Source organism: Paenibacillus medicaginis, assembly GCF_042138635.1.
In the GTDB taxonomy this organism is placed as follows: Bacteria; Bacillota; Bacilli; order Paenibacillales; family Paenibacillaceae; genus Paenibacillus; species Paenibacillus medicaginis.
The window spans coordinates 72,686-98,388 of sequence record NZ_JBHIRY010000016.1; the positions used below are offsets into that span (position 1 = coordinate 72,686).

Consider the following 25,703-nt stretch of genomic DNA (forward strand, 5'->3'; position numbering starts at 1 on the left):
CAGTTACTTTTACAGAGGTGTGAAGACGGATGCCTATTATTGATTATAAATGTCCAAACTGCGGCAGCGGTATGGCTTTTGATAGTGCGACAGGGACATTGCTGTGCGGAAGCTGCGGCAGAAGGGACAATATTGAACAGATTGCTGATCCTCTGGTGAACCTGGTTTTTACAGAAGGTGAGGTCAGAGAGTATCATTGCCATAGCTGCGGAGCGGTCATCATGACCGAAGCGGAGACGACGGCGACGTTGTGTAGCTTTTGCGGCTCCGCCGTGGTGCTGGCCGACAGGCTGACCGGGAAGCTGGCGCCCGCGAAGGTGATCCCTTTTACGATCAGCAAGGAAGAGGCGATACAGGCCTTCAAGAAATGGTGCAAAAATGGGCGTTTGACGCCGCACGGCTTTATGTCAGCGAACCGAATCAAGAGCATCACCGGCATGTATGTGCCCTTTTGGCTGTATGATCTGCACAATAAAGTGGAGGTTCACGGGCAAGGTACGAAAGTCAGAAGCTACACGAGCGGAGATTATGAGTATACGGAAACGAGCCATTTCAGAATATACCGGCAAATCCGTGTGAATTATGCGGGGCTGCCGGTGGACGCGGCGGAGAAGATGAACGATGAGCTGATGGACAAGTTGGAGCCTTTTCACTATGATCAGCTCAAAATCTTTAAAACCCCGTACCTTGCCGGATATATTGCCGAAAAGTACAGCTATGACCATAAGCAGCTTATTCCGCGGATGAAGGGCAGGGTCAGTAAATACATCGACGATTATGTTCAGTCCACCGTATCGGAATATTCGGCCGTAAGCATTACAGACAGGCCGATAGAAACGCATATCAAACGGGCGAATTATGTGCTGCTGCCGGTGTGGGTGATCCATTATAACCACAAAAACCTGGAGCATTCGTTTGCCATGAACGGCCAGACAGGCAAGGTGGTTGGCAAGCCGCCGATCAGCAAGGCCAAGGTGACCGCATGGTTTGCAGGCATTTCCGGGGTCTCGCTGCTTTCGCTGAAGCTGATCTCCTGGATGATTGGAGGGATGTTTTGGTGAAAAGGCATCGAGCGGTTCTGGCTGTTTTGTTAATTTTGGCTGTCATGTTCGTTGTGCCCGTGGAAATGCTGGCTGGCTCAGCGGCCGCGGCGGAATCGGGATCAAAGAAGCTGATTTATGATGAAGCAGGCCTGCTCAGTCCCGAGGCTTATGAAGAACTGAATGAGCTGGCCAATCAATATGGGGCGCAACGTGAGACGGACATTATAATTGTGACCTCGAACAACCCAAATAATGAGGATGTTATGCGCATGGCCGAGGATTTTTATGACGAGCATGCGCCCGGATATGACAAGCCGCACGGTAATGCGGTCATTTTGACGCTGGATATGAGGAACAGACAGATATATCTGGCTGGCTTCTATAAAGCGGAGCAGTACCTCGATGACAGCAGACTCGATAAAATTCGCAATAAGATCAGCGGGAAATTAACGGACGGAGATTACGAGGGAGCTTTTCGAAAGTATATGGTTACGGCGTACAACTATTTGGATATCCGCCCGGGGGTGAATCCGGATAATATCCTGTATAAAACCTGGTTTCAATTGCTCGTGTCTCTCGGGATCGGGGGACTGGTTGTCGGGAGCATGGTTCGCAATGCCGGCGGTCGTGTTACTGTCAGTGGGCAGACCTATATGGACTCATCCAGCCCGGGAGTTTTACAGCGTGGGGACCAATACCTGCATACCACGACAACAAGCCGGAAAATTGAAAGAAACAACAGCAGCGGCTCTAGCGATGGCGGGACCACCAGCGGGGGTCATTCGCACAGCGGCAGCCGAGGATCTTTTTAAGGGGTGTGGTACATAAATGTTTTTCAAGAATCAATTTGCCAATGTGGTGGAATGGGAAGAATTCCGCGATGACATGATCTTCTGGAAGTGGAACAATCGGGAGATTAAACGGGGAAGCAAGCTGATCATTCGCTCTGGACAGGATGCAATTTTTATCAGCAACGGGAAAATCGAAGGTATTTTCGAAAATGAAGGAGAGTACCAGATTGATTCGGACATCATTCCCTTCCTGTCCACGTTAAAAGGCTTTAAATTCGGCTTTAACAGCGGCATGAGGGTGGAAGTGCTGTTCGTCAACACGAAGGAATTTACGGTGAAATGGGGGACACAGCAGCCGGTGCTCATCCCGACGCCCCAGCTTCCGGGCGGAATGCCCATTCGTGCCAACGGCACGTTCAATTTCAAGGTGGATGATTATGTCAGACTCATAGACAAAATAGCCGGGGTGAAGGACAGCTACCTGGTTGAGGATGTCAAACTGCGCATGATTTCCGTGCTGGATCAGCTATTAATGAAGTGGATCAGCCGGGAAGGGGAGGACATGTTCAATCTGCAGGCCAATGCTTCGGATATTGCCAAAGGCATTCGGGAGGATCTGGATATGCAGATGCTGGACAACGGCCTGACGATTACTGGATTTCAAGTGATGAGCTTCAATTACCCCAAGGAAATTCAGGATATGATTACGAAAACCGCTTCACATGAAATGATCGGCAACCTGCAGAAATATCAGCAGGTGAGCATGACGGACGGCATTGCCTCCGGACGGGTGCAGGGAGGCGGCGCCGCTTCCGATATCGTGGGCATGATGTTCGGGATGAATGCGATGAATGAAATGATGAAAAATATGAACCCATCCCAAAAGTCAGCGGCGGATGCCACGCCTGCACCATCGGGTTCTCCATCTCCGGCAGGCGGCAAGAAGCCCAATTTCTGTCCGAACTGTGGTACGAAAAACGAAGGGGCCAACTTCTGCCCGAACTGCGGACAGAAGCTGTAGGCAGATCGTGGAGATCCTAGGCAAACATCGTGGGTATGACACAAGCGGTGGCCGATCATTGAAAAAGTCGATCCGGGCGTTTAAAGAAGGAGTGAGTTTATTGAGCAAAAAGGCAGTGGATCAAGCCTCCTAAAGTAAAATATTTTATTTTAGGAGGCTAACGATTATGAAAACAACGGCAAAATCTAAAGGTATGGTACAAAAACAAGTGTCTGCAAGGCTGCTGCTGATGCTCCTTGCCCTGTCCTCTCTTCTGGCTGCCATTACAGTGGATATGGTCAATCCCGTTCTTGGGCTGATAAGCCAGTCCTTGGGAGCTTCAAAGGCGCAGGTGAGCTGGACGGTCAGCGGAATTGCTCTCGTGCTCGCGATCGGAGTGCCTCTGTATGGGCGGATGTCTGATTTCTTCGCGCTGCGCAAGGTTTTTATCATGGCAGCTGCGATCCTGACGCTTGGAAGCTTGCTCTGTGTGCTCGCCTCAAGCCTGCCCTTATTGGTACTGGGGCGGATGGTTCAAGGCGCAGGCATGTCGGCGATACCGGTCCTGTCAGTCGTTGCTATATCTAGAGTTTTTCCGGAAGGGCAGCGAGGTGCAGCTCTGGGAATTGTAGCAGGCTGTATCGGCATCGGCACTGCTTTTGGCCCCATCTTCGGCGGGAGTGTCGGTCAAATCTGGGGCTGGCCCTCGCTGTTCTGGATTACATTTGTATTGTCGCTCCTTATTCTGATCGGGTCCATATTTGCCCTGCCGGGAATCAGACCTTTAATGGAAGAGGGGACCAAGCGGAGCTTTGATCTTTTGGGAGGCCTTCTGCTTGGATTAGCCGCAGGGCTGCTTTTATTCGGTGTAACTCAAGGGGAGGGTGCCGGTTTTACGGCCATCTCTGCCTGGGGTAGTCTGCTGGGGGCGATGCTATCGTTGCTCGGGTTCATATGGCGCATCAACACGGCTGATAAACCGTTTGTCCCTCCAGTTCTGTTCAAAAACAAAGCGTATGTCTGTTCAGTGATCATCGCTTTTTTCTCGATGTTTGCTTATTTCGCAGTGCTTGTTTTTGTGCCGTTGCTGGTCGTGGAGGTGAACGGGCTTAGTCCCGGAGAGGCGGGAATGACTTTGCTGCCAGGAGGCGCCGCTGTAGCGGTATGCTCGCCATGGATTGGCCGCATTTCTGACCGTTTCGGGCCGAATCGACTTGTTGCTGCCGGTGTAGTGGTGATGGGCATCTCTACACTGTTCCTGTCCACATTTGCTTCTGGAGCTTCTCCTGTACTGGTTTCGGTGGGGGCCCTGGGAGCGGGGATTGCCTTTGCGCTCATGAATTCGCCAATCAATAACGCGGCAGTAAGCGCACTTCCGAAAGATCAGGTCGGAGCGGGCATGGGAATTTTCCAGGGCATATTGTACCTTGGAGCAGGGACAGGCGCCGGGATGATCGGGGCCTTGCTCCATGCACGGCGTGAGGCTGCCGATTCGCTGAATCCTCTGTATTCCCTGGCTGCCGTCGCATACTCCGACGCTTTTCTGGCGGCGACCGCCGCGGTGGTCATCGCCCTGATCACAGTATTGGCAAAAGGGACCGTACGCTGATCGATCTCTTCGTCTAATTCAAGAAGCAGCTTATTCCGATGGTCGGTCAATATGGGACTGCTTAAGAGCGGCCATTAAGGTATATCTGAGGAAAATAGAATGAAGAATCGCCGCCTGCTTTCCGCAAATGGAAGCCTGGCGGCGATTTTGTGTTTTCAGTAACCAATCCCGGTTGAGCAACGGGAACAGGTCTTCATCACTTCCGCCATTCTAGGCGAAATAAGAAATCATCAACCAGTGAATTTGGTAGGTGATTTTCAAATCGTTACAGCTTGTATAACAAAGGTCTCGATATTTTTATCAAAAGAGTTCTTATCCCGTTTATATGTTTTTTTAAAAGCATCGGTATTTACAACCACCTTTTCTTTATCATAAATAAACAAGAACAGATGATCAGTTCTGTAATGAAAAGCATCTGCGCCTAATTCTTCCGTTAAATCTCGCTCGCTCATATTTGATCTGGTACATTTGATTTCAATAGCTATACTGTAATCATCTATAAAAATATCATATCGTACAGACTTGTAGCCTGCATCTTCTGTGACTTCCATACGAGCTTCTGGAAAGATTGGGCGAATTAGTCCATATAGAATTCGTTGTACATCATATTCATTCCCAATTCTAATTCGTTTCAAGTCTTCCATTTTAATATTAGCTCGGGCATGTACAGGATCTTGATACATTGTTTTTAGATGTAAATGAAAGTTGCTCATTATACTTCTTAGTATATAAATTGCAGTCGGTAGATGGATAGCATTGATTTCAGAAGGGTCATGAAGCCCTTTTGTTATATCTGAGGTCAGACCTTTGAGGAATTCAATGGATTTAGTGAACGATTGAGTAAGCTCTCTCTTTTCATTTCTTCTCGTTTGTTGAGCTCCTTTTACTAAAGAAGTAAGCAAGAACGATCTGGCTAGATTTTCATCAGAAAAGTGCAACTGTAGTATTTTTTGTACTGTATTGCGCCAAGCTTCCCAAGATGCTTCCAAAAAGGCAGCAGGGGTCTCACTCGTAACTTTAGCTAATATTTGCTCTGCTTGATTAATTTGATCGTAGAGTGCCTCAATGACTTTATCTTTATCTCTATCTCCCTTTATTTGGCTTGGTGGCATATGATCTCCTCCAATATTCAACCGGTTATTGCTATCATGCTTCTTAATATGATCCCCAGCGCAAATAAAATAAAAAGAGCGGGTCTAAAATATAAATAACATCGTCTTTCCATTCAAAAACCTGATAGATTGCTTCACTATTGTTTATAATGGACTGAACTTGTTCTATGGCGCTTTTGATCTTATTTCGATCCGGTTTGCCTGGGATATCTCTTAAAATTCTATCGATACGAACTTTCACATCATCCAGAGTAATATAAGTGGAAGGTGGATCAAGAGCAAGAGCTTTTATTAGCAAATCATAGATGTCAACTTCTTCGCCAGAACCTATAGAATATGTTTTTCGTTGCTGTCCTCTTGTGGGAGGTCCTGATTTCAAGCGTTTTACAATGTCTTTATATGGGAGATTGATCGTTGTTGCCTTGAAGGCATTAATTAAATCGTTTCGATTAGTGATCTCCTGTATCTCTATATTTGTATCCAAATCCAAGAGAAGTGAGAGACTCAGACAAATGGATTGCATTAATTGTGGTGATGTGAGACTCTCAGCTGCTAGAAACGTAGCTAATTCATCATTTATATTGATATCCAGTGTATTAAAACCTGTAATTGCGATTTCTTTTAAAGAATCAATCTGCCAAGGCTCAATGTTAATTAAGCTTAGTCTACCACTTAGATCCGCATTCTTTCGAATCGCATCGTCAGCTCGATGCGGTAATGAGATGACTATAGCTTTAAATTCTTTCCGGATGGCATCTTTTAACTGATAGGACATATCCAGTTGCGTCTCTTCAGGGGCGTAATGAAAATCGTCTAGAACGAGAACTAACTTGTTCTTATTAAAATAGTCAATGACCTGATCTTTGCCTGTAAGATACTTCTCTCTGAAGGAAGAGGAATTTGATTCAGTAATGCCTTCTATTCGTTCCCCGGCGACCATATTCGTATGCAGTTGTTCTCCTTCAATGGCCAGTCCGACCCTGTTAGCTATGGTGGTCCAAAAGGGAAGTGCTCCCTTAAAGTCATTTCCTGTCAGTGATACTAAGTTTTCTAAACCAATCACCTTTTCACATAAAACGGTTTTCCCAGTTTTTGAGGGGCCGATAATTGAGGTAAGAAAGCCTGATGTGTTTAGTGCTTGTTTCAGCCGAAACTCGTAAGTATAGGCGAATTCTGATGATACACGAGAAATGTAAGTATGTTTTGGGAACGCCCCTGGCTTAAAAACTTCGTTTGAGAGATATTTTCTCATATTTCCCCTCCTTTTTATCTATTATAGACAATAATTGATTTGATTAAAACTAAACTTATAAAAACCTGGAGTTATTCAGACCTTTTTTGCCCTTAAATTGATTTTTATTATGATTTAACCTAAAGCCTTTGAGCAATAAAAAAGGAGGGCCCCAGGTCAACAGACCTTTCAGGGCGCCTCCTCAACAATTAGAATAAAAGTGTATCCGGATCCGGACCTACACGGTGATTTTGATTCAGGGCATTAATTTTGTCCATATCCTCAGCGGACAGTTCAAAATCAAACACGTCGGCATTTTCAATAATGCGCTGTTCTTTGATGGATTTTGGAATGGTGACAATCTCGTTCTGCAGATCCCAGCGCAAAATCACCTGTGCTGTGGATTTTCCATGCTTGCCGGCAATCTCCTTCAATACTTCGTTATCCAGCAATTGGCCCTGCGCCAGCGGGGACCAGGCTTCAATTTGAATGCCCTGCTTTTTGCAGTATTCACGAAGCTCCACTTGTGTAAGCAGCGGGTGAAGCTCCACCTGGTTGACCATAGGTTTCACTTCGGCATCTGTCAGCAAATCCTCCAAATGATGAACGTGGAAGTTCGATACACCGATAGCGCGGACTCTGCCGTCTTTGTACAGCTTCTCAAGCGCCTTCCAGGTCTCTTTATATTTGTCTTTCCCAGGCCAGTGAATCAGATACAGATCCAGATAATCCAGACCCAGCTTCTGCAGGCTTGTGTCAAAGGCTTTCAGTGTGGAATCATAACCTTGATCCGCGTTCCAGACCTTTGTCGTCACAAACAGCTCGTCACGGGTTATGCCGGATTCACGGATCGCTTGTCCGACGCCTTCTTCGTTTTCATAAATTTTGGCGGTATCGATGCTTTTGTATCCAGCTTTAATGGCATATTTAACAGAGTCAATCACTTCCTGACCGTCCTCCACCTTAAATACACCCAGTCCAAACCAAGGCATTTTTACACCATTATGCAAAGTCACCGTATCCTGCAAATTTTTAGGCATGACAAAATTCCCTCCTGAAATGTAGTTATCACTTAAAGGTTTGCCGTCTGCTCATTTAAGACAGCCACATGATCTATAATAAACAGTCCTGACCGTGAATAAAAGTAGGCACTTTTCGCTTCTTAAGTATATCGCAGTATACCCTCACCTCCTTCATTGCCAACAATTCCGTAACTTAAACGATACTTTCCCGTAGTATGATATAAGCTATTACACTACAAAAGTTGAGGTCATGCACCGTATGTACGAGGAAATGATAAACGACGCCGATGCAGGTTATCTGTTGGCCGAAGAGAAGGCTGCCAGGTATTTTGCAGCCCTGTATGAGCAGGTCGCCGAGAAGTCTTATGTATCCGTGTTAACCGAAGATTTTCAGCTGTGGAAGCAGAAGCACATCCGTCATCCTTCGTGGCTGTCCTGGTTTTCACGGGTAAAGAGAAAGCCTGATCAACGTGATTATAATGCATATATTCAATGGCTTGATTACACAGGCAAGCTGGATGATTACCTGGACCGGAGCGTGTCCTACCTGTATATGCGGGATCTGGGCCAAGCGCCGAATTCGCCTGACACGCAGATGCGGATACAGCGTATGTCCGCCGACATCAAGAAGCAGCTGCTTCATTCCTCCAGGGCAAAACGGGGAGAGCAGCCGGAGGTCATCAGCCTGGCCGGGCTGTACCGGTGGGGGCAGAAGGAAGGCACAGAAACAGCCGTAATCTGGCTGATCCATAAGCTTAGAAAGGTAGCTGCCCATATTCCGGAAGGTATGGATGCCGAGCAGGCCCAGCGCAAGCTGATCAAGATCATTCTCGGGGTCGTGCTGCATGTGATGGAAGACATGGGTGATCAAGCACCGCATGAGGAGCGTTCCCGCAGACTGGATGAGGCCATCCGACTCGGCTACTCCTACGGTCTGACCTATCCTTTTATTGACGATCTGCTGGACTCGCAGGTGCTGACCCCGCAGGAGAAAAAACGGTATTCCCATCTGATCCGCACTGCGCTGTTAACAGGGACGGTGCCTAAAATGGGGGATTGGTCCGGAAACAACATGGAACTGATCCGGTATGTGCACACAGAGCTGCGGGAGGCGTTTGAATATATTAAAGGTTACCAGCGTCCGGAAGCGCAGAAAATGTTTTTTCAGCAGTCCTATGTATTTTTTCACTCACAGGAAATGGACCGGATGAAGGACCTGTCGAATGTCGATTACTCTAATGAAAGCCTCTATATCCCCATCATTCTCAAATCGTCGTCCTCCCGCCTGATCGCCCGTTCCGTGCTGAGCGCTGCCGAAGATGAGGGCTTTGACCAGCGGACGTTTTATTATGGCATCTATAACCAGCTGGCTGATGATTTCGCGGATATGTTTGACGATATGAGAGACGGCGCCGTCACACCTTACACCTATTATTTGAAGTACCGGGAGCAGCGTCCCGATCTGATTAACCCTTTTGAATTGTACTGGGCGGTTATCTCCCACCTGATCCATCATGTATATCAATCCGATCCCAAGAGCTGCGAGGTCATCCTGGACCGTGCCATCAACGGGCTTAAGCGCTGCAGGGAGCGTGTGGGGGCTGAAAAGTACAACGAAATCATGGCGATTTTGACGTCAGATATCCCGGAATTCAATCATCTGATCCAGTATATGGTGCGCAAAGCGGTGGACGTGGATTTCTTTGACAAGCTGCTGCGGGATCAGGTTATTGCGAACTTAAAGAACGATCGTAAGGACAAAGAAGACTTTTCAGCTACCATTGAAAAAGTACGCCATCAGATCAACAGCACGCTGCAGATTGCCAAGCATAACGGAATGCCGCCGATGAAAGAACCGCTGATCGACGCTGCCAATTATAGCCTGAACGGGGACGGCAAACGTCTGCGGCCGATCCTGACCTGGGTCATGGGTGTCCGCCAATACGGGCTGGATGCAGCGGCCATCATGCCCTTGCTGAGATCGCTGGAATATATGCATACCGCGTCGCTGATCTTCGACGATCTGCCCACACAGGATAATGCTTCCGCCCGCCGGGGGCGCCCGACGCTGCATGAGGTGCACAACAGCTCTACAGCCGAGTTAACTGGGCTGCTGCTGATCCAGCGGGCGACGCAGGAGCAGGCTTCACTTTCACAGGAGCAGTTCGATCCGAAAACCGTGCTGGCGCTCATGCAGTATTCAGCGCAAAAAGCGGAGGATCTGTGCATGGGGCAGATGATGGACTTGAGTTCGAAAGGCAAAGCGTTAACGTTGGAGCAGTTGAATACGATGTGCTTTTATAAAACAGGGATTGCGTTCGAGGCATGTCTGGTGATGCCCGCCATTCTTGCCCAGGCGCCGGAGGAGGAAATAGCCGCTCTGAAAAAGTTTGCTTATCATACGGGCATTGCTTTTCAGATCAAGGATGATTTGCTGGATGTGGAGGGTGACGTGCATCTGCTCGGTAAGCCGGTAGGCAAGGATGCGGAGAACAACAATTCCACCTTCGTCACGGTACTGGGCCGGGAGGAAGCTGCGAAGGAGATGTGGAACCACTACTGCCTCGCCATGGACGCCTTGGAGGAGCTGCCGCGCGGCAACGCTTTTCTGAAGCATCTACTGGATTATATTGTGCACCGGGAGCGGTAGGATATGAGAAAAACCTTCGGCTCATTATGGTAAAATAACTTTAGTTATTCTACTGGAGGTGTTGAAGATGCAATGGAATGAGGTTAAGGAACGATTTCCTGACGAGTGGGTCGTCCTGGAGGCTACTAAAGCGTACTCCAAGGAGGGGCACCGTTACATTGAAGAGATGGTTGTGATTGATTCTTTTGACGATTCAACCAAGGCGTTAAAGCGTTACACTGAACTGCATCGTGAAGATCCCCATCGGGAATATTGTTTTTTTCACACCTCCCGTTCGGAAATCGTAGCAAAGGAACGCTATATAGGGGTCAGGGGACCGAGATGAATATAGCGGAAATACATTCACTCCCATTCGTCAGCATGAGCATTATTTACAAAGGGAAAGAATTGAAGCTTCAGAAGGTGCTGCTAGACACCGGTTCGGCCAGCACACTGCTGAACGCAGATATTGTTCGTGAAATAGGAATCGTTCCTGCAGGGGATGATGAGGTTGAGACTATACGAGGTGTAGGTGGAGTAGAATACGTATACACCAAATACATGGATGCAGTCATAGTCGATGGAGCAATGTTAAAATGCTTCAAAGTTGAAGTAGGCAGTATGGATTATGGAATGGAGATAGACGGAATATTGGGCTTTGACTTCTTAAAACTAGCAAGAGCTACAATTAATGTTGGAGTCATGAAATTAACAGTTTGAGTTTATTAAATGCAAAAGACGGAGGTGGGAGAACTTCCGTCTTTTTGTGTTACTTTCATAATCTCTAGCGGATCAGCAACTCCATTTTTGAGACAACCTCAGCCAGCGTCTCGTCGGGTACTTTACATATGAAAGTTGCCAGTCTGGACTGCCAGTCGAGGCTTTTCACCTGATCGGAGAGAATGACCCCTTCGATAGGTAAATCCTGTGGAATGATGACCTCGAACGGATAGCCCTTGACCTTGGACGTTACCGGACAGAGCAGAGAAAGCCCGACCTTCCTGTTGTATGTAGCAGGTGAAATAACCAAAGCAGGGCGCTTCCCAGCTCGTTCATGCTCTGCTTGTGGGTTGAATTGCAACCACACCAAGTCGCCGCGATCTGGCACATACTGATTTGTCACCATGACTCTCGTCCTTGTGGCTCGCCAGTCGATACCTCTTTATGGAGATTTTCCAGTGTGACCCCTGAAAGGAGGTCGTCTAAGGTTGCCGACTTCGGTTTTATTACAAGGTGACCATCTTCCACGTCGAGGTCGACCTCGGAGCCTTCCTCAAGCCCGACCTTCAAGGCAAGGGACTTCGGGATGCGAATACCCAGGCTGTTACCCCATTTTTGAACCTGAAACATGGAATCGCCCCCAAGAAAAAGTATATACAAAGTATAAACTTTCTGTTCATTATGGTCAAATTGATCTGCTCCTAATCATTGACAGGATTCCATTTGGGTGTGATACTCCTATAAGAATGTAAAGTTACGGGGTCCAGAACCGGAATGCGCAGCATATATAAAAATAGCGTATTTTCCGAATAATGAAAAGAATGTGATGATATGGGTGAGCCCAAGCTAAAAAACAGAAAAACATCTTTCCTGGAAAAATATTTGACCGGCGAGTCCATTGATTACCAGCAGATTCGTGCTTTGTTCATCCCACTGCTGATTGATCAGATGTTCCTGATCGGCCTGAACCTTGTCAACACGGCAATGATCAGCTCGGCGGGTATGGCGGCGGTCAGTGCGGTAAATATGATCGACTCGCTGAACATTTTTCTCGTAAGTGTATTCGTCGCCGTGGCTACCGGGGGAACCGTGGTGGTGGCCCAGTATAAGGGCAGCGGCAACAGCCTGATGGTGTCGAAGGCAGCCTCCGGGTCGGTAGCTTCAGTAACCCTGTTGTCGGTTGTGATCAGCCTGCTGGTGATCCTGCTCCATAATCCGATTTTGAGCGTCCTGTTTGGCACGGCCTCGCTGGATGTGCTGGATCAGGCCAGAGTGTATCTGATCGGGAGTGGTATATCCTATGTGGGGGTTGCGATAGAGCAGGCGGTGTGCGGTGTGCTGCGGGGGATCGGGAGAACAAGGGCGGCGCTCGCGCTTTCCCTGATCATGAACCTGTCCTACGTGCTCCTGAACATCGTTTTTATCAACATCATGGATATGGGCGTGCAGGGAATGACGCTAGCCATCAATATCGCCAGATATGCGGCGGCCGTTTGTGCGATTTTCTATCTGGTCAAAATGGATGCGGAGCTGCATGTCCAGATCAGGGATTTGCTGCGTGTGAACTATGCCATGCTGAAGAAAATCATGTTCATCGGCATTCCTTTTGCGGCTGAGCAGATGTTTTTTAACGGCGGCAAGATTCTGACCCAGATCTTTATTGTCAGCCTGGGCACGTACGCCATTGCGACCAATGCCATTGCCAGCTCGCTGGCCGGGGTGTTCCAGATTCCCGCGACTGCCTTGTCCCTCACCATTGTGACGGTGGTTGGCCAGTGCATGGGACGGGGGAACATTGATGATGCGAAGAAATTCACGAAAGCCTTTCTGTGGCTGGGAACATTCTCTTTCATCTTTATGGGCGTGCTGCTCATGTCCTTGTTCTATCCGCTCGTTGGTCTGTTCCAGCCTCCGGCGGAGATTGTGGACGACATATACTGGGTCGTATTGATCAATGCCATTGCCCAGGTTCCGCTGTGGGCGATCAGCTTTATTCTCCCTTCGGCGCTGCGGGCGGCGGGAGACTCGAAGTTTACATCCATCACCTCCATGCTGTCGATGTGGTTGTTCCGGGTCGTGCTGGGCTACATTATGGGCATTGTGCTGGGCTTCGGCATTCTTGGGGTGTGGCTGGCGATGAACCTCGAATGGGGCGTGCGGGGTGCGGTCTTCCTGTGGCGCTTCCGGGGTAAAAAGTGGTATGCGCACCGCTTGATCGACTAAGCCGACACAAGCCCTCTGGCGTTTTCGTGTACATTGCCGCATAGGAAAAGGTCAATCAGAGTTTTTCTGATTGGCCTTTTCCCGTTTCGTTATTTATGCCATCGCGGTTCTCCGTAGCTGCTCACGCCACAGGGCGAATGGTCATGATGAATAATCGGGCAGCGGGAAATTAGAAATCATGACAATAAACCTGCAGATAAATTGTAATGGTGCCGAGTGCGCGATAAGCTGAATATGGCAGATATATGTATCATAACTTTACTTAATACCGAAATTTCCATAGATGCTTGAGGGTATACAGGGAAATGAGTGTACAAATGAAGTTTAGATAACATTATGTGGAAGTTTCATGCTATGAGAATCGTAATTCCGCCACTCGAAAGGATGCAGGAACGATGAGCTTGGAAGCGCTGAACGAGAGAGTGAAAACAGATCTTGCTTATCTGGCTTGCGGAGGTGCGGACTGGGTCCGGCCTGTTCGCCATGCGGAAGGGCATGTCTATGATGTGGTAGTCGTGGGCGGTGGCCAATGCGGCTTGGGGATCGCCTTCGGGCTGTTGCGGGAGCGGATATCCAACATTCTGGTTATTGATGAGAACCCGGAAGGATTGGAAGGTCCGTGGGAAACCTATGCCCGCATGGTGACGCTGCGCACGCCGAAGCATCTGACCTCCATCGACCTGGGCATTCCTTCCCTGACCTTTCGCTCCTGGTGGGAGGCGCAGACCGGACCCGAGGGCTGGGAAGAGGTGGTCAAGATTCCGCGGGGCGATTGGATGAACTACCTGCGCTGGTACCGCAAGGTGCTGCAGCTTCCCGTCCTGAACGAAGTCAGACTGAAGCTGATTGAGCCGTATGAAGATGGCATACACTGCCTGCATATTGAAGGGGCGGGAGCACCGTCCAGGCGGCTGCTGGCACGCAAGGTGATCCTGGCGAGCGGCATTCAGGGCGGAGGGCAATGGCATGTGCCGCCTATGATCACGGAGAAGCTGCCACCGCAGCTTTATGCCCATACCTCGCAGGCTATTGATTTTGAGCGGTTAAAAGGGAAAAAGGTGGCCGTGCTGGGCGGCGGCGCATCAGCCTTCGACAATGCGAATTTTGCATTGACGGAAGGTGTGGCCGAGGCGCATGTGTTCGTGCGGCGCAAAGAGCTGCCGCGCATCAATCCGATTCGCCAGATGGAGATGTCCGGCATGATCGAGCGCTTCCCTGTGCTGTCGGATGCCGACAAGTATGCCGTGATGGCGCACTTTTTCAAGCATAATCAGCCGCCAACCAATGACACCTTTGCACGGGCCTCGTCATGGCCCGGTTTTCAGCTGCACCTGGGTTCGCCATGGTTGAATGTAGAGCCAGCCGGTGATGGCGCTGCAGTGACCACGCCGCACGGCACATACACGTTCGACTTCCTGATCATCAGCACAGGGCTGCTCACAGATCCCGCGCTGCGTCCTGAGCTGAAGCGGGTGGAAGCCCATATTGCCCGCTGGGGCGACCGTTACACGCCGCCTGCGAACACAGCCAATCCGCTGTTGGACGCGCATCCCTATCTGGCTCCGGGTTTTGCCTTTACCAGCCGGGATGCGGAGGGAGAGAAGCTGCTGCACGGGCTTTTCTCCTTCAACTACTCGGCGCTTGTCAGCTGCGGCCTTTCGGCATCGGCGCTGTCCGGCATGAAATATGCGATCCCGAAGCTCGTGTCGGCGGTGGCGGACCAGCTATTCCTCGATGACCGTGAGGAGATTCTGAACAGCTTTTTTGCCTATGATGAACAGGAATTCACGGGCGAATGGCCACCTCGGAATCCTTAACATGCAATGGCATTGAGCAAAGATCCAGGCATGTTGCATGCTGCTTGGGTCTTCTTTTTTTGTATATGGGAAACATTGACAAAAAGAAAACGCTGAACTAAGATAATGTACAAGCACTTTTGAAATCGCTTACAAAAAATGAAAAAGGAGCTGGTATGATGTTAAAAGTAAAGTGGAGCAAACGCACTCTGGTATGGATTCTATCTTTTGTCCTGACGGTTGCCGGATTCGGGCTCAATCCTTCTTCATCGGTATCCGCCGCTGATGCCTCGGGCACGACGGCCAGCATCGCAGATATTCTGAAAAACCAGCAGCCGGATGGAGGCTGGAAAAAGGATTACTCGGTCACCAGCGGGGAATGGGCCAAATCAACGATTGACAATAAAGCTACCTATACGGAAATCAGAAGATTGGCAAGCGAGTATGCCAAGACAAAGGACAGCAAATATTCGCAAGCAGCGATCAAAGGCATCAACTTCCTGCTGAACATGCAGTATGGCAACGGCGGATGGCCGCAGGTGTATCAGGGGACGGGTTATCACAAGCATATTACCTTCAATGATAACGCCATGATGAATGTCATGATTCTTCTGGATGAGGTGAGCAACAAAAAGAGTGACTTTTCCTTTGTAGACACAGCTTTGGCGGATCGAAGCAAAACGGCGGTTGCCAAAGGTGTAAACAACATATTGGCGACCCAGATCAAGGTGAACGGAAAATTAACCGTGTGGGGGCAGCAGCACGACTCTGTAACCCTGGCTCCGGCAGGGGCCAGAGCCTATGAAGTGCCATCTCTGTGTGCCAGTGAAAGCGTGGGAATTGTCAAATTCCTGAAAACAAGACAGGCCACGCCGCAAATTACCGCTGCCATTCAAGCCGCTGAGAATTGGTTTAAGGAGGTAAAGATTACCGGCATCAAAGTGGTCAAAACCAGCGATGATGTGGTCGTTGTGGAGGACCCCGGCGCACCGCCGATCTGGGCCCGTTTTTACGAAATCGGAACGAACAAGCCGATCTTCGTCGGCCGCGATGGTGTGGTGAAATACAAGCTCAGCGATATTGATCAGGAAAGAAGAACAGGCTACTCCTGGTACGGCAATTGGCCTTCGGGACTGGTGAACTAATGGAATAACACTATGAAAAGAGAGCTTATGCTAGCGATAGTATGAGCTCTCTTTTCTGATCGCCCAAAGGGCCTTCCTTGTGTAAAATTGTGAGTGATATGCTATAATGAAGTGATAATTCGGTTTTGAAACACTAGCGGATAATGGACATTGATCAGAGGGGGGTTACCATGGCCATCAGCAAGCAGGAATTAATCGAATTAATTGAACTTCTTCCAGATGATGCTAGCCAATCAGCGTATGACTATCTAAAGTACCTATCTATAAGTCACCGGCCAGATTGGGACGAGATTGCACGGATGGAGCCAGATGATGTTTCTCTGAGCGAAGAAGAAGAACGACAATTGAAAAGCGGTACTGAATTTATGTCATGGGGGGAAGCAATGAGTGAGCTTAACTTACCAACTGACATTAAGCCGTGATGCTGTAAAATTTGTTGCTAAACAGGAACGAGAAGTACAAGAACGCATTAGAGGTGCATTAGCTGGACTAGCTATTCGCCCACCAATGGGCGATATAAAACCACTCAAAGGAAGAGAAAAACTTATGCGCCTACGAGTGGGTACATACAGGGTGATTTTTGAAGTCAATCATACGGAAAAAATGGTTTACGTATTAACTATCGCTAATCGCGGAGATATCTATTGACCACAATAATGAGTCGGTTAATCCTTAGAGTAGGAGAAACGGGCTCTTTTATTTGTGTCAAATCGAAACTTTGTAATATGTAAAATTGTTTTGTCGGCACTCCAGAATGTTTAATTAGGTAAGGTTTCACAATAAATCGAAGGCTGCTAGGGGAAAGTCCAATCCGGTCCCAAGGGCAAACATACACTTAAAGTAATAAAACAGACAGCTATACTCAATGATACTTTAAGGAGTTGGTGATCCCTTGATGGTTGAACTGGTTTTATCGCTCAATGACCGGGATGGGAAATATGCGAAGCATGCGGCTGTCGTTCTTGCATCCGTTTTTTCTAATATTAAGCAAACGATCAATGTGCACATTCTGCATGATGAAACCTTAACTAAAGAAAGCAGATCAAAGCTCACTAAGCTGGCCAGGGCTTTTCATCATTATATTTTTTTCTATCATGTTACAGTTCCTGACGATATGCTTCAGGCTTCGGCCGAGGTTCATAAAATTAATCATTGGACCAAAGCCAGCATGTACCGTTTATTGCTGCCGAATATTCTTCGGACTAACCGGGTCATTTACCTGGATTGCGATGTGTGGGTCAATATGGATATCAGCGAATTGTGGAATATTGATCTGGGAGAATGTTATCTGGGCGCGATCATTGATCAGGGGAAGGATAGCTTGGGTGATTATTTTCTAACCATGGGGCTGAACGGAGACGTATATTTTAACTCGGGTGTCATTCTGTTTCATTTGGACAATATCCGCAAAAAAGAGTCGTGGTATGATGAACTGCTTTATTTCTTGCGCAATTACCCCGCGACGACCATGCCGGACCAGGATGCTTTGAATTTCATGTATAGCTCCAACTATATGCAATTGGATCTGCGCTTTAATACATTCGCTTACGAAGGCCTCGATCCGGACAACAAAATTGTGCATTTCGCCGGAGAAGACAACAAGTGGTGGGATGACCATTCACCTGCGGCACCGATCTATCATTCATTCCTGGCCATGACCCCTTGGGGGGGGGCGCCTGCGGCTCACCCGCAGTCCGGGCCACGGAAAAAAAGCGCGGCAGCAAAGCATCCGGTGAATGCCCGGCCTGAGCGCCCAGCACCCGAAACCCGCCCGGCGAGAACCCACCCTGGGCCGTCAGCATCCGAAACCCGTCCGGTGAGAACTCACCCAGAGCGACCAGCATCTGAAGCCCGTCCGGTGAGAACTCACCCAGAGCGGCCAACACCCGAAACTCGTCCGGTGAAAATCCACCCAGAGCGACCAGCATCTGAAACCCGTCCGGTGAGAACCCACCCTGAGCGGCCAGCATCCGAAACTCGTCCGGTGAGAACCCACCCTGAGCGGCCAGCATCCGAAACTCGTCCAGTGAGAACCCACCCTGAACGGCCAGCACCAGCAGCCAAGCCGGTGGCAATCCAGCCTCAGGGGAATCCGCTTTCTCCAATCCCGCCCAGATCCCTGCCGCAAATTCCCGCAGCCCCCGTTAGGCGGAAGCGCCGCAGATCATTACGGCAACGATTAAGACCAAGACTGCGGAAGAGAATAATAACCAGCCGCAAATTCCGTTCCATAAGAAATGTAAGACAGAGCAAGCATCAGCATTTGTTGAGGAGAAAAGTGCTGCGACCGGCAGCGAAGAAGTCGCCGATTGTAGTGAAAAAGATCATTTATGTGATAAGAGAGAGACCGTTCTTCCATGCCAGGAGATAAATCAGGATCATGCCCATGCCTAAGTTGGAAAAAAATTCAGCAGGCTGCCGGGAACTTGCCGGCAGCCTGCTTTTTACTAAACAAAATGTCCGTTGTCTTATTGCACATTCGTCCCCTGATAAGGGAACTGCGAGGAATAGTTGCTGAATTGCTGATAGGTTTGATTCAGCTTCTGCTGCTCCTCGGCCTCCAACTTGTAATGCCCTTTGCGGAACATCATTTCGTACAGGTTATATTGGCATTGGTGCGTTTCGTTCAGCACGGTCATGATGTCCTGATGCAGTGATGGGTGGCTTGCCTCGCGGGCGGAGGTGTTAAAGCTGTCTGTCAGGTATTTTTCCGTGGCCAGCAGATCATTGAGACGATCCCGATCGTTCATTTCGGGGCCTTTGACCTGGGGTTCATAGGGTGGCTTCGGGTTTTTAATCACATTTGCATTCTGGCTCTGATTCTGATTCTGATTCTGGTTCATGCCGCTTATCCTCCTTGTTATTGTTGCAGTTGCTGCACCCATTGCATTTCCGCCGTATTATCATTCTGCAGATGCTTGAGCAGCAGATTGTAATGGCGTTGGTGCATCTGGCCAGCCTGCCCAATGGCCTGTGCAATTTCCGGGTCGGAGCATTCGGCGGCAAAGTGACTGCATTTCTTCATTGCTACGAGCTCCCACGATAGCTGATCTTTCAAATATAAATGATCCTTGGTCGTAATCACCTGAGGGGGAACAGTCATGACCAACTGCTGTTGCTGACCTTGGCTATGTCCCTGGCGCTGTGTCTGGTATTGCTGCATGTGTGAGGACTCCTTTTCCATAAAAATTTGCTCTTGCTCTGTACTTGCATTTCTTAGGATGCTTCAAAGCAGGGGGAATCATGCCAAAAAAGAAAGCTGCCCTGGAGTATTCCATGGCAGCTTAATGACAAATTTCACTTATTCCCGGACCATTGCCGGTCACCAGACAGGTATTTTTCCGTCAATACGGACAGCAGCTGAATGCCTACCTCGTTCTCGCCACCCTCGGGGAGGATCAGATCGGCGTATTTTTTGGAGGGCTCGATAAAGGCTTCGTGCATGGGCTTCACGGTAGTCAGATACTGATTGTGAATAGACTCAATCGTCCGTCCGCGTTCCTGAATATCCCGTACCACACGGCGCAGAATGCGCACGTCCGGGTCGGTGTCCACAAACACCTTGATATCCAGCATGCTGCGCAGATGTTCATCAGACAGCACATGCAGTCCTTCAATGATAGCGATATTGTTCGGCTTGAGTTCCATCGTCTCGGCGGTGGAGCGGGCGTGTACCGAGAAGTCGTATACGGGGGCTTGCGCGGCGTGGCCATCCCTCAACAGCTTGAGGTGCTCGATCAGCAGCTCGTTGTCAAAAGCAAACGGGTGATCATAATTGATTTGTTCGCGTTCGGCCATACTGAGATAGGAATGATCTTTATAATAGTTATCCTGGGATATGAAGGTCACTTTACCTGTTCCAAGACGTTCGATGACGGAGCGGGCTACCGTCGTTTTGCCGGAGCCAGTGCCGCCGGCTATACCAATAATGAGCATGGTGTTTCAATAACCCTCCCTAAGTTACTTTGCAACACAACCCAAGTATTTTAGCATAACATGAACTTTTTTTCACCCATCGGTAACGATTATAATTCACCTGGAAGCCTTTCCGGATTCATGCGGGGCTTTTGTTTTTTTATCGTAGAATCAGCCACTTGAATCTCCTATAATTGAGTTAATGGATATCTTAATACGGAGGTGTCTGTCGTGAATAAAAAGAAGTTGGGCGAAATAAAAACGCTTACTGAAAGTGATAAACTAGTGATACAAAAAATGGTGGACACTCTTTCTAAAAAGACAGTTGTTGATCAGGTAATTCTCTTTGGGTCTAAGGCTCGGGGGGATCATACCGAGGGCTCAGATACAGATATTCTTTTTGTGCTTGACCATCCGGATAGCCGACAAACCTTTTCTTTAGTGTCCGAAGCTCAATTTGAGGCACTGGTGCAAGTAGATGCTCCCGTTATGTCTATAGCTTTTACCAAGAGCAAATGGAATTCTGATGATGTACCGGGTTCTTTAAAAGCTAACATTTTAAAGGATGGTGTGGAGATCTATCCAGGCATGGATTTACCGGTTAATACGAGGGGGAATAGATAGCATGGGCATGTTCGGCTTTCCTGGTTATTGTACCGAATCTCTTGAGGATTTAGATCCAATGGATAGAGGTCTAACAGAGATCATGATAGAAAAAGCGGCTACCAGGATCATGAAGAGTACTTTGGAGATGGAGAATAATCCAGCCACTGAATCGGATATTTATGCGCTGACTACTGGCAGTGTGAAGACTTGGGGATTAAGCAGGGATTTATCATCGCAGCATATTGAAGAAGTTTTGTCTATGAACAAGGTCATGAAGTTTCTTCAACAAAACTACTCAAGCCCAGTAACGCCAGAGATTGTGTGCCTGTACAACAGGATGATTGTTGCCGGTCCCAAATCAGTCATGTCCGGAGAACTTAGAAAGACTAACGTTTTTATCCAGGGAACCAGCTATGTTCCTCCCGACTTCAGGGATTTGGATAGGAAGTTTGACCAGATGTTCGAAGCTGTTGAACAACTTAGTGGTTCGCTGAATAAGGCTGTGAGTTTTCTTTTGGCTATTTCAAAATCACAGTTTTTTATGGATGGAAATAAGAGAACTGCCAGGATGGTGGCACTGCATCAGTGTTGCTATGGAGGCCAAAAGATCTTATCCCCGCTGGTAGACAACCAGGAATATCTAAAAATGCTAAGGGATTTTTATGAGTCAGACAATAATTCCGGATTTGTGGAGTTTTTCAAAGCAAACTTGTTTTCGCTGGATGATATCAGGCCTTAATTAAGGAAGTGACAGCTTGAAACATTCCATATATGAGCTGGTGGTGACCGATGATTCGCTGCCGTTTGACGTCTCGCTGCACAGCGTGAATTATGTGCCCAGCCACTGGCATAACAGTGTTGAGATTATTTTTGTGCTGCGGGGCAGTCTGGAGGCCACCGTCGGACCCCGAAAATATGCCCTGCAGGAAGGCGATGTGCTGCTGATCAACCAGTGCCATGTGCATGAGGTGATCGGCCTGGATCATAACATTATCGCCACCGTCCTTATTCCTGTCGCCTATTTGCGGGAGCATATCAATCAGCTGGACGGCATTCAGTTGGATTGTTATTCCGGTTCGGTTGGCTCCGATAAAAAGAAGGCGCTGGATCATATCCGGCGTCTGCTGGCTGAAATGGTACAGCTCAGATACAAAAAGGGTGAGGCCTTCAAACTGGAGATGGAGCACCGGAGATGCCCGCGCGCAGGACGTGCTCAACCGCTCGTACAAAGACAAGACAGTTACGGCCCACAATTGATATGGAATGCCATGTCGATTCGGAGAACCATGTCTACGATTTCGGCTTTGGCCTGAACTGGAACGGCGTGATTGGCGATGAACGCACGCGGAAATACAAGAAAGTGCGCGCATGACGAAGAGATTGCGTGAAGTCTCTTTTTTTTCAAAATCCGCTTTAGTCTATACACATGCGTAAGACCGGGTGAATAGTCTAGATTGACAAAAGCGGAGGGAGTGAACAGTTTGTCTCAAGCGAATTTGCCAAATATTACTCCAACGATTACGCTCTCAAGGGAGAATGCGATATCTTTGATCATGTCGTCCATCGCGATGGAGGAATTGGGCATAAGCCACATTTTGAATGCCGAGGGCGAGAAGCTGCAATTCATACTTGGCACCTTGCCCGGAGCATTATTATCGCCACCACCGCCAACTCTTAGTGAATTGTTGGCTGTAAATGAAAGCATCCGTCAAACCCTGAAGGAAGCGACGAAGAAGGAATGGCTGCTGACCAATAAACTGGAAATGGCCCTGCAGGCAGGCAGGGGCCTGACGGGTACGACCGGCACAATAGGAGCAGCAGTCGATGCAGGAGTAGCAATCGGCGCAGTGGCGGCAGCCGATGCGGCAATACCTGTCGGTGCAGTGGCGCCCGTCGAAGCAGCAATGTCCGTCGGTGCAGTGGCGCCCGTCGAAGCAGCAATGTCCGTCGGTGCAGTGGCGGCAGCCGATGCGGCAATACCTGTCGGCGCAGTGACGCCCGTCGATGCGGCAATGCCTGTCGGCGCAGTGGCACCCGTCGAAGCTCCAATGCCCATCGGCGCAGTGGCGCCCGTCGATGCAGTGGCACCAGTCGGTGCGGCAATGCCCGTCGAAGCAATGGCAGCATTCGAGGATGCAGTACCCGTCGAAGCAATGGCAGCATTCGAGGATGCAGTGCCCGCCGAGGCAGTGGCAGCATTCGAGGAGGCAGCATTCGAAGAGGCAGTACCCGTCGATGCGGTGGCGCCCGTCGAAGCAGCAATACCAGTCGAGGCAGTAGCACCAGTCGAAGAGGCAGTACCTGTCAGCGCAGCGGCGCCAGTTGCGAGAGCAGCAGCCGGTGCAGGGGCGGTCATCGAGGCGCCGACTCCAGCCAGTGCAGTGGCGGTAGCCGAGGCGCCAGTGCCAGCCGAGGCAGTAGTCGAGGCGCCAGCCCCAGCAGCCCCAGTTGCACCGGCCATACCAGTCGCACCGGCCGCATCAGCCATCCCGGCGGCACCGGCCGCACCAGACGGATCAAGTTGGCTGGTCATGTACCCTGAACCTATAGGCTTACAATCTGTACCAGTCCCACCTGGTGCAACATCTATCCCCATCGAACTTCCGACAGGTATAACATATTATCCAATATTCCAAACAGAGCAAAATTGTTTGCCCATTGTACGTCCATCAGGCATAACATGTGTACCCTTTATTATCGAATACGACTGAGCCTGCATGCCAATTTTATTATTATAGGCGAGAAGATCCCCTCCTCAAAAGCGCCCAGCTTTAGGCGGGGGATGAATCGCCATTTTTCGTGCTCAAAACCGAACATGTGTTCTGATAACTGCGACAGCTCATCCATCAGATGTCTGGCCGAAATTTGTATAAAAAACGATTTGTGTAAAAAACGTAGGACACTTTCACCAATACATAGGCCGATGAATAGACTGAATTAGTCAAGATGAAAGGAGAGGTTGGATTTGTCTCAAGCAAATTTGCCCAATATTACACCAACGATCACGATCTCAAGAGAAGATGCGTTAAATTTGATCATCTCGTCCATCGCAATGGAGGAACTGGGATTAAGTCACATCCTGAATGCCGAGGGCGAAAAGCTGCAATTCGTGTTGGGCACCCTGCCTGGTCTATCCCGATCAGCGACCGTCGGTGAATTGTTGGCTGTAAATGACAGCATCCGCAAAACGATAAGAGAAGTGACGAAGAAAAACTGGGTACTTAGTAATAAATTGGAGATGGTCTTGGGAGTGACCACGGTCCCAACCCCGACAGGTCCAACAGGTCCGACAGGCTATAATATCACCCTCGCCCATTGGAGCCAGGATTAACGCGTTCAACTGGCACTACGCTTATCGGGGTCATGGGTAGTTGGTTAAACCAGAGTAAGTCGGTTTCTTCTTCCTTATTTCGGGATGTGGACCGGCTTTTCTTTCTTGTACGGGACAAGCTTTGCTTTAATTAAGTGCGTGTTAAAAAGTCAGGTTTTCAGCATGTAGAAGCCCCCACCTCCAGGCGAAGCGAAGGTGGGGGAATTCCAAATCGGTTGCTCCCCTGTTTGCTGCTATAAGAGAAACCTGGCATTGAGCACACCACTGCCAAATGTATTGAGCTTCATCCCTTTCCTGCGGTAGGCATTCTTTTTTAAGAGAGTTTTCACCTGAATCGGTGTTAAAAATGGCCGTTTTTGCAGAAGCTGTGCGACAACCCCGGCAACAAAAGGGGTAGCCGCGCTCGTTCCGGACAGCATAAAGTAGTGCGAACCGACGACTTTGCGGGGATTGTTGCGTACCAGCATGGACTCCGGGGCACGGAGCGAAATAATTCCTTCACCCGGTGCCGTAATATCCGGCTTGGGATTGCGTTGGCCAGCGGCGGGGCCGCGGCTTGAAAATCGGCATATGCGGTCATCCTGCTGCTCCACCGTATCACGGTCATCTACGGCTCCGACGGTAATCGCGGACGGGCTGGTTCCGGGGCATTCGATCGTTCCGGGTTCAGGGCCGCTGTTGCCTGCGGAGCACACGACCACGAGTCCGGATCGCACCGCTTTTTCCACGGCCTGCACGACGAGATCGTCTTTAAGTGGGGACACTTGCATTTTGCCTAAAGACAAGGAAACAATGCGCAGATTGTATCGTATCCGGTTCGAGATGCACCACTCAATCCCCTTGATGACGATGGAATCGAGCGCTTCTCCCAGCTCATCGAGCACCTTTACCGCCACAATGCCTGCTTCAGGAGCGGGGCTTTTATATTTCCCGTTGCTTGACCATCCGTTGCCTGCGATCACCCCCGCCACATGGGTGCCGTGACCGTTATCATCATAGGGGGTGGACTTTTGATGAATGTAATCTTTAAAAGCCACGATCCGGTTCACGGGTCTTGTCAGGTCAGGATGCGGGAACACACCGGTATCCAGCACGGCGATATTGATGCCTTTTCCCGTGAGTCCCCGGATGTTCTGCACGGCAGCGGATCCAACAGACGAAACCGCAGTGTCCAGAGATGCCTTATTGGTGTCATCCAGATAGATGCGCTGGACACCGCTCCAACTGCTCAGCCGCTTCAGTCCAGGGAGGGAGGTTTGGACCGATAATGCGTTGAGCAGCGGAATGTGATGCTTGATAGAGAAGGAGTGAGTCCCCATATACTTCTGCAGAGCATGAATTCGGGACGAGGTCACTTTGTGCCTGAACCGGATAATCACCGGCATGCCGGCGGGCGAACCCTTGGAGGTATATAGTTTGCGAAGCTTGCGTTTCAGAGAATAGTTGAGCTTGTCAAGCTGCTCCTTCTCGAACATTCTACTCATATCTGTGCTTTCACCTCTCCACGGCATTGTATGCAGGGTGCGGCTC

The 25,703-nt window shown here is 49.2% G+C and carries 27 protein-coding genes; 18 read left to right on the forward strand and 9 right to left on the reverse strand.

The window, feature by feature from the left end; all coding sequences use genetic code 11:
* Positions 1 to 29: 29 nt before the first annotated feature.
* The 4 genes from ACE5LO_RS16505 (at position 30) to ACE5LO_RS16520 (ending at position 4,443) form a co-directional block, all read left to right on the forward strand.
* Positions 30 to 1,061 (forward strand): TFIIB-type zinc ribbon-containing protein, encoded by a 1,032-nt coding sequence (locus tag ACE5LO_RS16505; protein ID WP_375521108.1) that lies wholly within the window; start codon positions 30 to 32, stop codon positions 1,059 to 1,061.
* Positions 1,058 to 1,855, forward strand: coding sequence for a TPM domain-containing protein (locus ACE5LO_RS16510; protein WP_375521109.1), 798 nt, complete (start codon positions 1,058 to 1,060; stop codon positions 1,853 to 1,855). The genes ACE5LO_RS16505 and ACE5LO_RS16510 overlap by 4 nt, the downstream gene beginning before the upstream one ends.
* A 16-nt stretch (positions 1,856 to 1,871) precedes the next feature.
* Positions 1,872 to 2,855 (forward strand): SPFH domain-containing protein, encoded by a 984-nt coding sequence (locus ACE5LO_RS16515; protein ID WP_375521110.1) that lies wholly within the window; start codon positions 1,872 to 1,874, stop codon positions 2,853 to 2,855.
* Positions 2,856 to 3,021: 166 nt separating this feature from the next.
* Positions 3,022 to 4,443: an MFS transporter gene (locus ACE5LO_RS16520; RefSeq protein ID WP_375521111.1), complete on the forward strand. Its 1,422-nt coding sequence runs from the start codon at positions 3,022 to 3,024 to the stop codon at positions 4,441 to 4,443.
* Between the two features lie 257 nt (positions 4,444 to 4,700).
* On the opposite strand, the gene ACE5LO_RS16525 is transcribed toward ACE5LO_RS16520, so the two are convergent.
* The 3 genes from ACE5LO_RS16525 to pgoN form a co-directional block, all read right to left on the reverse strand.
* Positions 4,701 to 5,555 carry a PD-(D/E)XK nuclease domain-containing protein gene (locus tag ACE5LO_RS16525; protein ID WP_375521112.1) on the reverse strand — a complete coding sequence of 285 codons (855 nt, stop codon included), beginning with the start codon at positions 5,553 to 5,555 and terminating at the stop codon, positions 4,701 to 4,703.
* A gap of 43 nt (positions 5,556 to 5,598) precedes the next feature.
* Positions 5,599 to 6,807, reverse strand: a complete 1,209-nt coding sequence (locus ACE5LO_RS16530) for a P-loop NTPase family protein (protein WP_375521113.1) — start codon at positions 6,805 to 6,807, stop codon at positions 5,599 to 5,601.
* Between the two features lie 188 nt (positions 6,808 to 6,995).
* Complete coding sequence (gene pgoN / locus ACE5LO_RS16535; protein ID WP_375521114.1) at positions 6,996 to 7,826, reverse strand: glyoxal/methylglyoxal reductase; 831 nt, start codon at positions 7,824 to 7,826, stop codon at positions 6,996 to 6,998.
* A 232-nt stretch (positions 7,827 to 8,058) separates the two neighbouring features.
* On the opposite strand from pgoN, the gene ACE5LO_RS16540 reads away from it, so the two are divergent.
* From ACE5LO_RS16540 to ACE5LO_RS16550, 3 genes are all read left to right on the forward strand, one after another.
* The gene (locus ACE5LO_RS16540) at positions 8,059 to 10,458 is read left to right on the forward strand and encodes a polyprenyl synthetase family protein (protein ID WP_375521115.1); all 2,400 of its coding nucleotides are present in this window, start codon (positions 8,059 to 8,061) and stop codon (positions 10,456 to 10,458) included.
* A 67-nt stretch (positions 10,459 to 10,525) separates the two neighbouring features.
* Positions 10,526 to 10,783 (forward strand): hypothetical protein, encoded by a 258-nt coding sequence (locus ACE5LO_RS16545; protein ID WP_375521116.1) that lies wholly within the window; start codon positions 10,526 to 10,528, stop codon positions 10,781 to 10,783.
* Complete coding sequence (locus ACE5LO_RS16550; RefSeq protein ID WP_375521117.1) at positions 10,780 to 11,157, forward strand: retropepsin-like aspartic protease; 378 nt, start codon at positions 10,780 to 10,782, stop codon at positions 11,155 to 11,157. The genes ACE5LO_RS16545 and ACE5LO_RS16550 overlap by 4 nt, the downstream gene beginning before the upstream one ends.
* A gap of 64 nt (positions 11,158 to 11,221) precedes the next feature.
* Here ACE5LO_RS16550 and mazF read toward each other — a convergent pair whose 3' ends face one another.
* Both mazF and ACE5LO_RS16560 read right to left on the reverse strand, forming a co-directional pair.
* On the reverse strand, positions 11,222 to 11,563 hold the full coding sequence (mazF, locus tag ACE5LO_RS16555) for an endoribonuclease MazF (protein ID WP_375521118.1): 342 nt from the start codon (positions 11,561 to 11,563) through the stop codon (positions 11,222 to 11,224).
* Complete coding sequence (locus ACE5LO_RS16560; protein WP_375521119.1) at positions 11,557 to 11,787, reverse strand: AbrB/MazE/SpoVT family DNA-binding domain-containing protein; 231 nt, start codon at positions 11,785 to 11,787, stop codon at positions 11,557 to 11,559. Before ACE5LO_RS16560 ends, mazF begins: the two co-directional genes overlap by 7 nt.
* A gap of 201 nt (positions 11,788 to 11,988) precedes the next feature.
* Here ACE5LO_RS16560 and ACE5LO_RS16565 point away from each other — a divergent pair, with 201 nt between their 5' ends.
* The 6 genes from ACE5LO_RS16565 (at position 11,989) to ACE5LO_RS16590 (ending at position 18,692) form a co-directional block, all read left to right on the forward strand.
* Positions 11,989 to 13,380: an MATE family efflux transporter gene (locus ACE5LO_RS16565; protein ID WP_375521120.1), complete on the forward strand. Its 1,392-nt coding sequence runs from the start codon at positions 11,989 to 11,991 to the stop codon at positions 13,378 to 13,380.
* Between the two features lie 395 nt (positions 13,381 to 13,775).
* Positions 13,776 to 15,197, forward strand: coding sequence for an NAD(P)-binding domain-containing protein (locus ACE5LO_RS16570; protein WP_375521121.1), 1,422 nt, complete (start codon positions 13,776 to 13,778; stop codon positions 15,195 to 15,197).
* Positions 15,198 to 15,355: 158 nt separating this feature from the next.
* Positions 15,356 to 16,321: a pectate lyase gene (gene pelA / locus ACE5LO_RS16575; RefSeq protein ID WP_375521122.1), complete on the forward strand. Its 966-nt coding sequence runs from the start codon at positions 15,356 to 15,358 to the stop codon at positions 16,319 to 16,321.
* Positions 16,322 to 16,491: 170 nt separating this feature from the next.
* Positions 16,492 to 16,743, forward strand: coding sequence for a hypothetical protein (locus ACE5LO_RS16580; RefSeq protein ID WP_375521123.1), 252 nt, complete (start codon positions 16,492 to 16,494; stop codon positions 16,741 to 16,743).
* Positions 16,709 to 16,969: a type II toxin-antitoxin system RelE family toxin gene (locus tag ACE5LO_RS16585; protein WP_375521124.1), complete on the forward strand. Its 261-nt coding sequence runs from the start codon at positions 16,709 to 16,711 to the stop codon at positions 16,967 to 16,969. The genes ACE5LO_RS16580 and ACE5LO_RS16585 overlap by 35 nt, the downstream gene beginning before the upstream one ends.
* A gap of 247 nt (positions 16,970 to 17,216) precedes the next feature.
* Complete coding sequence (locus ACE5LO_RS16590; RefSeq protein WP_375521164.1) at positions 17,217 to 18,692, forward strand: glycosyltransferase; 1,476 nt, start codon at positions 17,217 to 17,219, stop codon at positions 18,690 to 18,692.
* Positions 18,693 to 18,789: 97 nt separating this feature from the next.
* Here ACE5LO_RS16590 and ACE5LO_RS16595 read toward each other — a convergent pair whose 3' ends face one another.
* The 3 genes from ACE5LO_RS16595 to udk form a co-directional block, all read right to left on the reverse strand.
* Positions 18,790 to 19,164 carry a spore coat protein gene (locus ACE5LO_RS16595; RefSeq protein ID WP_375521125.1) on the reverse strand — a complete coding sequence of 125 codons (375 nt, stop codon included), beginning with the start codon at positions 19,162 to 19,164 and terminating at the stop codon, positions 18,790 to 18,792.
* Positions 19,165 to 19,181: 17 nt separating this feature from the next.
* Positions 19,182 to 19,484 (reverse strand): hypothetical protein, encoded by a 303-nt coding sequence (locus ACE5LO_RS16600; RefSeq protein ID WP_375521126.1) that lies wholly within the window; start codon positions 19,482 to 19,484, stop codon positions 19,182 to 19,184.
* 134 nt (positions 19,485 to 19,618) lie between these two features.
* Complete coding sequence (gene udk / locus ACE5LO_RS16605) at positions 19,619 to 20,257, reverse strand: uridine kinase (protein ID WP_375521127.1); 639 nt, start codon at positions 20,255 to 20,257, stop codon at positions 19,619 to 19,621.
* A gap of 210 nt (positions 20,258 to 20,467) precedes the next feature.
* On the opposite strand from udk, the gene ACE5LO_RS16610 reads away from it, so the two are divergent.
* The 5 genes from ACE5LO_RS16610 (at position 20,468) to ACE5LO_RS16635 (ending at position 24,173) form a co-directional block, all read left to right on the forward strand.
* Complete coding sequence (locus ACE5LO_RS16610) at positions 20,468 to 20,860, forward strand: nucleotidyltransferase domain-containing protein (RefSeq protein WP_375521128.1); 393 nt, start codon at positions 20,468 to 20,470, stop codon at positions 20,858 to 20,860.
* A 1-nt stretch (position 20,861) separates the two neighbouring features.
* The gene (locus ACE5LO_RS16615) at positions 20,862 to 21,581 is read left to right on the forward strand and encodes a Fic family protein (RefSeq protein WP_375521129.1); all 720 of its coding nucleotides are present in this window, start codon (positions 20,862 to 20,864) and stop codon (positions 21,579 to 21,581) included.
* A 16-nt stretch (positions 21,582 to 21,597) separates the two neighbouring features.
* Complete coding sequence (locus ACE5LO_RS27910; RefSeq protein ID WP_445993908.1) at positions 21,598 to 22,155, forward strand: cupin domain-containing protein; 558 nt, start codon at positions 21,598 to 21,600, stop codon at positions 22,153 to 22,155.
* Between the two features lie 168 nt (positions 22,156 to 22,323).
* The gene (locus tag ACE5LO_RS16630; RefSeq protein ID WP_375521130.1) at positions 22,324 to 23,553 is read left to right on the forward strand and encodes an alpha-helical endospore appendage domain-containing protein; all 1,230 of its coding nucleotides are present in this window, start codon (positions 22,324 to 22,326) and stop codon (positions 23,551 to 23,553) included.
* 254 nt (positions 23,554 to 23,807) lie between these two features.
* Positions 23,808 to 24,173 (forward strand): alpha-helical endospore appendage domain-containing protein, encoded by a 366-nt coding sequence (locus ACE5LO_RS16635; RefSeq protein ID WP_375521131.1) that lies wholly within the window; start codon positions 23,808 to 23,810, stop codon positions 24,171 to 24,173.
* A 233-nt stretch (positions 24,174 to 24,406) separates the two neighbouring features.
* Here ACE5LO_RS16635 and ACE5LO_RS16640 read toward each other — a convergent pair whose 3' ends face one another.
* Positions 24,407 to 25,657: a S8 family peptidase gene (locus ACE5LO_RS16640; protein ID WP_375521132.1), complete on the reverse strand. Its 1,251-nt coding sequence runs from the start codon at positions 25,655 to 25,657 to the stop codon at positions 24,407 to 24,409.
* Between the last annotated feature and the right edge of the window lie 46 nt (positions 25,658 to 25,703).

Coding starts and splice junctions, on each gene's coding strand:
- ACE5LO_RS16505 (WP_375521108.1), top strand. CDS start 30: ATGCCTATTATTGATTATAAATGTCCAAACTGCGGCAGCGGTATGGCT.
- ACE5LO_RS16515 (WP_375521110.1), top strand. CDS start 1,872: ATGTTTTTCAAGAATCAATTTGCCAATGTGGTGGAATGGGAAGAATTC.
- ACE5LO_RS16520 (WP_375521111.1), top strand. CDS start 3,022: ATGAAAACAACGGCAAAATCTAAAGGTATGGTACAAAAACAAGTGTCT.
- ACE5LO_RS16525 (WP_375521112.1), bottom strand. CDS start 5,555: ATGCCACCAAGCCAAATAAAGGGAGATAGAGATAAAGATAAAGTCATT.
- ACE5LO_RS16530 (WP_375521113.1), bottom strand. CDS start 6,807: ATGAGAAAATATCTCTCAAACGAAGTTTTTAAGCCAGGGGCGTTCCCA.
- pgoN (WP_375521114.1), bottom strand. CDS start 7,826: ATGCCTAAAAATTTGCAGGATACGGTGACTTTGCATAATGGTGTAAAA.
- ACE5LO_RS16540 (WP_375521115.1), top strand. CDS start 8,059: ATGCACCGTATGTACGAGGAAATGATAAACGACGCCGATGCAGGTTAT.
- ACE5LO_RS16545 (WP_375521116.1), top strand. CDS start 10,526: ATGCAATGGAATGAGGTTAAGGAACGATTTCCTGACGAGTGGGTCGTC.
- ACE5LO_RS16550 (WP_375521117.1), top strand. CDS start 10,780: ATGAATATAGCGGAAATACATTCACTCCCATTCGTCAGCATGAGCATT.
- mazF (WP_375521118.1), bottom strand. CDS start 11,563: ATGGTGACAAATCAGTATGTGCCAGATCGCGGCGACTTGGTGTGGTTG.
- ACE5LO_RS16560 (WP_375521119.1), bottom strand. CDS start 11,787: ATGTTTCAGGTTCAAAAATGGGGTAACAGCCTGGGTATTCGCATCCCG.
- ACE5LO_RS16565 (WP_375521120.1), top strand. CDS start 11,989: ATGGGTGAGCCCAAGCTAAAAAACAGAAAAACATCTTTCCTGGAAAAA.
- ACE5LO_RS16570 (WP_375521121.1), top strand. CDS start 13,776: ATGAGCTTGGAAGCGCTGAACGAGAGAGTGAAAACAGATCTTGCTTAT.
- pelA (WP_375521122.1), top strand. CDS start 15,356: ATGTTAAAAGTAAAGTGGAGCAAACGCACTCTGGTATGGATTCTATCT.
- ACE5LO_RS16580 (WP_375521123.1), top strand. CDS start 16,492: ATGGCCATCAGCAAGCAGGAATTAATCGAATTAATTGAACTTCTTCCA.
- ACE5LO_RS16590 (WP_375521164.1), top strand. CDS start 17,217: ATGGTTGAACTGGTTTTATCGCTCAATGACCGGGATGGGAAATATGCG.
- ACE5LO_RS16595 (WP_375521125.1), bottom strand. CDS start 19,164: ATGAACCAGAATCAGAATCAGAATCAGAGCCAGAATGCAAATGTGATT.
- ACE5LO_RS16600 (WP_375521126.1), bottom strand. CDS start 19,484: ATGCAGCAATACCAGACACAGCGCCAGGGACATAGCCAAGGTCAGCAA.
- udk (WP_375521127.1), bottom strand. CDS start 20,257: ATGCTCATTATTGGTATAGCCGGCGGCACTGGCTCCGGCAAAACGACG.
- ACE5LO_RS16615 (WP_375521129.1), top strand. CDS start 20,862: ATGGGCATGTTCGGCTTTCCTGGTTATTGTACCGAATCTCTTGAGGAT.
- ACE5LO_RS16640 (WP_375521132.1), bottom strand. CDS start 25,657: ATGAGTAGAATGTTCGAGAAGGAGCAGCTTGACAAGCTCAACTATTCT.